The organism is Bacillus sp. 05T31, assembly GCF_056396725.1.
This window is the reverse complement of the sequence record NZ_JBFTMA010000366.1, coordinates 1-4,224: the sequence shown is the minus strand read 5'-3', so window position 1 is coordinate 4,224 and position 4,224 is coordinate 1. Positions and strand designations below refer to the sequence as shown.

At 33.4% G+C, this 4,224-nt stretch carries 8 protein-coding genes and 1 pseudogene; 8 read left to right on the top strand and 1 reads right to left on the bottom strand.

Going from position 1 to position 4,224, the window contains the following annotated elements; translation table 11 throughout:
- Positions 1–205 precede the first annotated feature (205 nt).
- On the bottom strand, positions 206–565 hold the full coding sequence (locus AC1DJR_RS19475) for a helix-turn-helix domain-containing protein (protein WP_477003284.1): 360 nt from the start codon (positions 563–565) through the stop codon (positions 206–208).
- A gap of 169 nt (positions 566–734) precedes the next feature.
- Between AC1DJR_RS19475 and AC1DJR_RS19470 the strand changes: the two genes are divergently transcribed.
- The 8 genes and pseudogenes from AC1DJR_RS19470 to AC1DJR_RS19435 form a co-directional block, all read left to right on the top strand.
- Entirely contained in the window at positions 735–965 is a 231-nt protein-coding gene (locus AC1DJR_RS19470) for a helix-turn-helix transcriptional regulator (protein WP_098257126.1), read from the top strand.
- A 20-nt stretch (positions 966–985) separates the two neighbouring features.
- Positions 986–1,285, top strand: a complete 300-nt coding sequence (locus tag AC1DJR_RS19465; protein WP_477003283.1) for a DNA-binding protein — start codon at positions 986–988, stop codon at positions 1,283–1,285.
- A 67-nt stretch (positions 1,286–1,352) separates the two neighbouring features.
- Positions 1,353–1,868, top strand: a complete 516-nt coding sequence (locus tag AC1DJR_RS19460) for a helix-turn-helix domain-containing protein (protein WP_477003282.1) — start codon at positions 1,353–1,355, stop codon at positions 1,866–1,868.
- Between the two features lie 30 nt (positions 1,869–1,898).
- The gene (locus AC1DJR_RS19455; RefSeq protein ID WP_086398569.1) at positions 1,899–2,120 is read left to right on the top strand and encodes an RNA polymerase subunit sigma; all 222 of its coding nucleotides are present in this window, start codon (positions 1,899–1,901) and stop codon (positions 2,118–2,120) included.
- 181 nt (positions 2,121–2,301) lie between these two features.
- Positions 2,302–2,586, top strand: a complete 285-nt coding sequence (locus AC1DJR_RS19450) for a hypothetical protein (RefSeq protein ID WP_215564260.1) — start codon at positions 2,302–2,304, stop codon at positions 2,584–2,586.
- A gap of 117 nt (positions 2,587–2,703) precedes the next feature.
- Entirely contained in the window at positions 2,704–3,681 is a 978-nt protein-coding gene (locus AC1DJR_RS19445) for a DnaD domain-containing protein (protein ID WP_477003281.1), read from the top strand.
- A 10-nt stretch (positions 3,682–3,691) separates the two neighbouring features.
- Positions 3,692–4,054: a cell division protein SepF gene (locus tag AC1DJR_RS19440; RefSeq protein WP_477003280.1), complete on the top strand. Its 363-nt coding sequence runs from the start codon at positions 3,692–3,694 to the stop codon at positions 4,052–4,054.
- 71 nt (positions 4,055–4,125) lie between these two features.
- Positions 4,126–4,224: pseudogene (locus AC1DJR_RS19435) on the top strand (DUF3954 domain-containing protein); the annotation flags it as partial.

The window sequence follows — 4,224 nt, the reverse complement described above, 5'->3', positions numbered from 1 at the left end:
AATTGGTGAAGAATTACAGATAATTATTTTAGATAATAAAGTTCCTGTGGATGAGGAGAATATGAATCATATACGGTTTACCAAAGATGAAAATGAAGGTAGATATGGGTTCTTTTTGAAATAAAATTAATAGCAAATTAAAAGTATACACTTTTAGTTTGCTATTTTTTATTTAAGCACTGTATATAATGTAGGTTTTATCTGACTAATTATTTTTTCTATTCTTCTCGTTCTGCATCATAAATTCCCAAAAGCGTTTTAATTCTTCACGCTTTTCGGAAGAAGCCTCTTTGATATCTTTAAACCACAAGCCTAGCTCGGGATCGTAAAAAATATCATTTGGTCCATACTTTGCATTAATGTTAGGATTATCAATTCTTCCTAATAAATAATCAGTTGTAGTTTCTAAAACATCAGCTAAAGCAGATAGCACTTCGTTAGAAGGAGCACTATAGCCATTTTCATAATTACTAATAGTTCCTTTAGTAGTTTTTATCTTTTTTGCTAGTTCTTCTTGAGTTAAATCTTTTTGCTTTCTGGCAAACTTTAAACGCTGAGGAAACATTATAACAGCCCTTTCTAAACACAAAATAATTAATGTACAAGTATATTGTACATTAATTGCTTAAATAAACAACTTAAGTACAAGTTAATTGTTATTTTTGTTGACATACAAGAAACTTGTACATATAATTATGTACAAGAAGTTCATACAAATTTTCGGGGGTGATTGAATGAAAAATGAGAACTTAATAAAGGCTCGAAAGAAAAAAGGATTGACCCAAGAAAAGTTAGCTCATTTATTAGGGTATAAAGGTAGACAAGCTGTAGCTAATTGGGAAAATGGATATAATCTACCTCCGCTATCGATTGCTTTAGGAGTTGCTGAATTATTAGGAGAAGATGTGAGTTTGCTATTTGGATTTGAAGTTCAAGAAAATCATATAAATATAAGGTTTGTATAATAAAAAAGGAGGTAGTATTCATGATTAACTTCGACATCGAATCATTCCGACAAATTATCCGAGAAGAAGTCCAAAAGGCAACCGAACATCTACAGCCAATGAAAGAACTACCACCATTTCTAACAATTACAGAAATGATGGACTTGTTACATATTAGACGTACTAAAGCGTCAGAACTATTAAACCGTTCTGATTTTCCAGTTTGCCGTGAAGCAGGAGTTCTTATTCCTACACACCTTCTTTTTAAGTGGATGGAGAATCACACTGAATGGGTAGAAAACAATACTGAGTATTACAATCCGTTTAAAGAATCCGTCTAATAATAAATTACCATAGTAAGTTGTCACAAATAAATATTGCTTTAGGTACGAATGGGGGAAGTAAACGATGTCCATAGGAAAAGAAGTTGCTATGGCACGAAAACGAAAGGGAATCACCCAAGAACAACTCTCCTTAGAAATCCCCGTGAGTCGTGAGTCACYAGCAAAATATGAAACTGAACAACGACGCTTACCAGAAGATTTGCGAAAATGCATTACTGAAGGAATTAATGATCCGCAGTTGTTTTTTAAGATGTGGAGTGAAGCAACAGGGGATGTAAGTATTCCGTTCTTCAACGGAGAGCAAATAGATCTTCATCCTACAAGTATGAGGTACATGGTYMATCAAGAAACAAATGAAGTTTTGAAACAACTCGATACAKTATGTTGGTTTAAACCTTCACAAACTTGGTCCGAAAGTGAGAAAGAGGATTTGAAAAAGGTAATGCATGAAATCTTGGATGCTACAGGTTCAATGATGAGCCTCGTAGCGGTCCTATGTGATCAATATGGTATTTCAATGAAAGAAGTCTTTAAGTACTGGAAAGTATCATTACGAGCTAGGAAGTATATAAAAGATTAATTTAATTATTTTATTGGGGAGGTTTAAGTTATGACAATTGATTATGTAAGTCCAACTTTAAATCAATATAAAGCTCTAATTCGTAAGGAAGCAAATTTATATGGTGATATTCGGATTGCGGCAGTTTGTGGAGACTATAGGAAAGCAAAAAACTTAAAGCAAGAGAAGAAGTTGATGGAGATAAGAATTCGAATTATAGAAGCAGCATTCGTTTTGAAAAACAAAAATAAAAAAGAAAAGACTACCGCATAGCCCGCGATAGCCAAGAAAATTAACATATGAATTATAGCATACTTCAATTTAATGCGACAAGCAATTGTGCTTGTCGTTATGATCAGAAAGGCTGAGCCCCCATCTTTTAATAGATTCTGCTTTTTCTTTCTGTTCATAACGATGCGTACAGTATCAAATTACTAGAAATGAGGAATAAGTCATGAAATCAGAATGTAATCGTCTGTTTGATTTAGTTCTACCAGGGGATTTTACCTTTGCGAATGAATTACATAATTGCATGGTTACATGTCTTCATAATCTGTTCAATGCTGAATCGTTGGATGAAGCAAATCGTTGGGAGATGGAATTAAAGCGATGTACACAGGAGTTTAAAAGTCTACGTAATGCAAAAGAGGAACATGAAATATCTAAGAGTTATCGTGTAGTTATTAAAAGGTTTCAAGAAAAGGGGATTAATGCATCATTAGTTAGTCGTAAAAAATAAAAAATCTATCACTTTGCAGAGTGATAGATTTTAGACTCTAATAGAGAGTCTTTCTAAAAATAGAATTGGATTAAGTATATCAAAGCAAATCAAGTAAAACAATGGAGGATGAATAATATGGCAGTTTATAGACCTGTTCAAGTTTCATATTGGCAAGATGCTTTCGTTTTAGATCTTACACCGGAGGAGAAATACTTCTACTTATACTTAATGACTAATAGCAAAACTTCTCAGAGTGGTATCTATGAGCTTCCATTACGAGTGATAGAAATGGATACAGGGTATAACCGTGAAACGGTTGAGAAGCTGCTAGAGCGGTTTGCTGATTACGGGAAAATTCATTACAACAAAAAGACGAAAGAAATTATGTTGATTAATTGGCTTAAATTCAATGCTATTACAAATATGAATATTGAAAAGTGTGTGTTAAAAGAAATCCAGAATATTAAGTGTGAAGATTTTTTAATTGATTTTTATGAGACATGTTTAGATTTAGAACAGCAGCAAGATTTTAAAATTCCTCGTATTAAGGAATACTTCCAAGCTCGTTTTGAGTGGCTTATAAGGGGCTTCGAAGACCCTATGAAGGAAAAAGAAGAAACAAAAACAGAAACAAAAGAAAAAGAAGAAACAAAAACAAAAGAAGAAGCAGCAAGCTGCTCAAGAGATAAAAAAGTTGCAGAAGAAAATCCAATAGCATTTTATGAGCAAAACTTTGGAGTTCTTAAACCATTTGTGGCTGAAGGGATCAATGCGTGGATTGAAGATTTGAATGCACAGCTTGTTATCAAAGCAATGAAAATAGCTTTAGAAAAGAATGCACCTAATATGTCTTATGTACAAGGTATTTTAAGAGATTGGCATGCTAAAGGGTATAAGAGTATTACTGATGTTGAAGCTGCACAAACTCAATTCCGTAAGAAATACCAGTCTCGTGGTGGGAGAAGTAATACTAGAAAAGAAATCGTCCCTGATTGGTTACATACACAAAATACAGAAGTGCAATCTCAGCCTGTAAAGCACGATGAAATGGATTTAGAGGGTGAACGTAAACGTTTAGAACAAGTGTTATCTAAATATAAAAAAGAGGCTTAGGAGGATTGTAATGCCAAAGCAGTTAACAATATTTGATGCTGATCCTGTAGTAGCATTCGATACTGAGAAAGCACACATTCATCGATTAAATTCTAAAGTTCGTTTTACGGATGTAGTTGTTCAAGTGCGAAAACAAGTAAGAGCTACTGATGAATTAAAACCAACAACAGCGCCAGATGATCAGTATGAATTATTTGAGGAGTATACGATTGGAATTTGGAGATTTAAGCGAGTAGAAGAGAAGCAGTTTGATTGGGAAAAAGCAGAGGAGCTTTGCAAGAATGCGAGAGATAATAAAGAACCGATTTCAATACGACTTTATTTATCATTAGAACAATCATTTATTCCCGATAATGTTGTGGAATATCTATAACAAAATAAAAAAGTCGAGAATGCTCCCGACTTGCTTCGACAAAATAATCATAACATACGGGAGTGGTCTTAATGGGAATTATTAAAGAAAATCTTGTAGAAATGACAGCTGAAATAGATTTGAAAATAAACGGAATATATGTTGTTAAAAATGGTCAGGTCCAACTAATA

Bases quoted from the DNA above. Each gene is read 5' to 3' on its own strand.
- AC1DJR_RS19450 (WP_215564260.1), top strand. From the start codon at position 2,302: ATGAAATCAGAATGTAATCGTCTGTTTGATTTAGTTCTACCAGGGGAT.
- AC1DJR_RS19475 (WP_477003284.1), bottom strand. From the start codon at position 565: ATGTTTCCTCAGCGTTTAAAGTTTGCCAGAAAGCAAAAAGATTTAACT.
- AC1DJR_RS19465 (WP_477003283.1), top strand. From the start codon at position 986: ATGATTAACTTCGACATCGAATCATTCCGACAAATTATCCGAGAAGAA.
- AC1DJR_RS19470 (WP_098257126.1), top strand. From the start codon at position 735: ATGAAAAATGAGAACTTAATAAAGGCTCGAAAGAAAAAAGGATTGACC.
- AC1DJR_RS19455 (WP_086398569.1), top strand. From the start codon at position 1,899: ATGACAATTGATTATGTAAGTCCAACTTTAAATCAATATAAAGCTCTA.
- AC1DJR_RS19440 (WP_477003280.1), top strand. From the start codon at position 3,692: ATGCCAAAGCAGTTAACAATATTTGATGCTGATCCTGTAGTAGCATTC.
- AC1DJR_RS19445 (WP_477003281.1), top strand. From the start codon at position 2,704: ATGGCAGTTTATAGACCTGTTCAAGTTTCATATTGGCAAGATGCTTTC.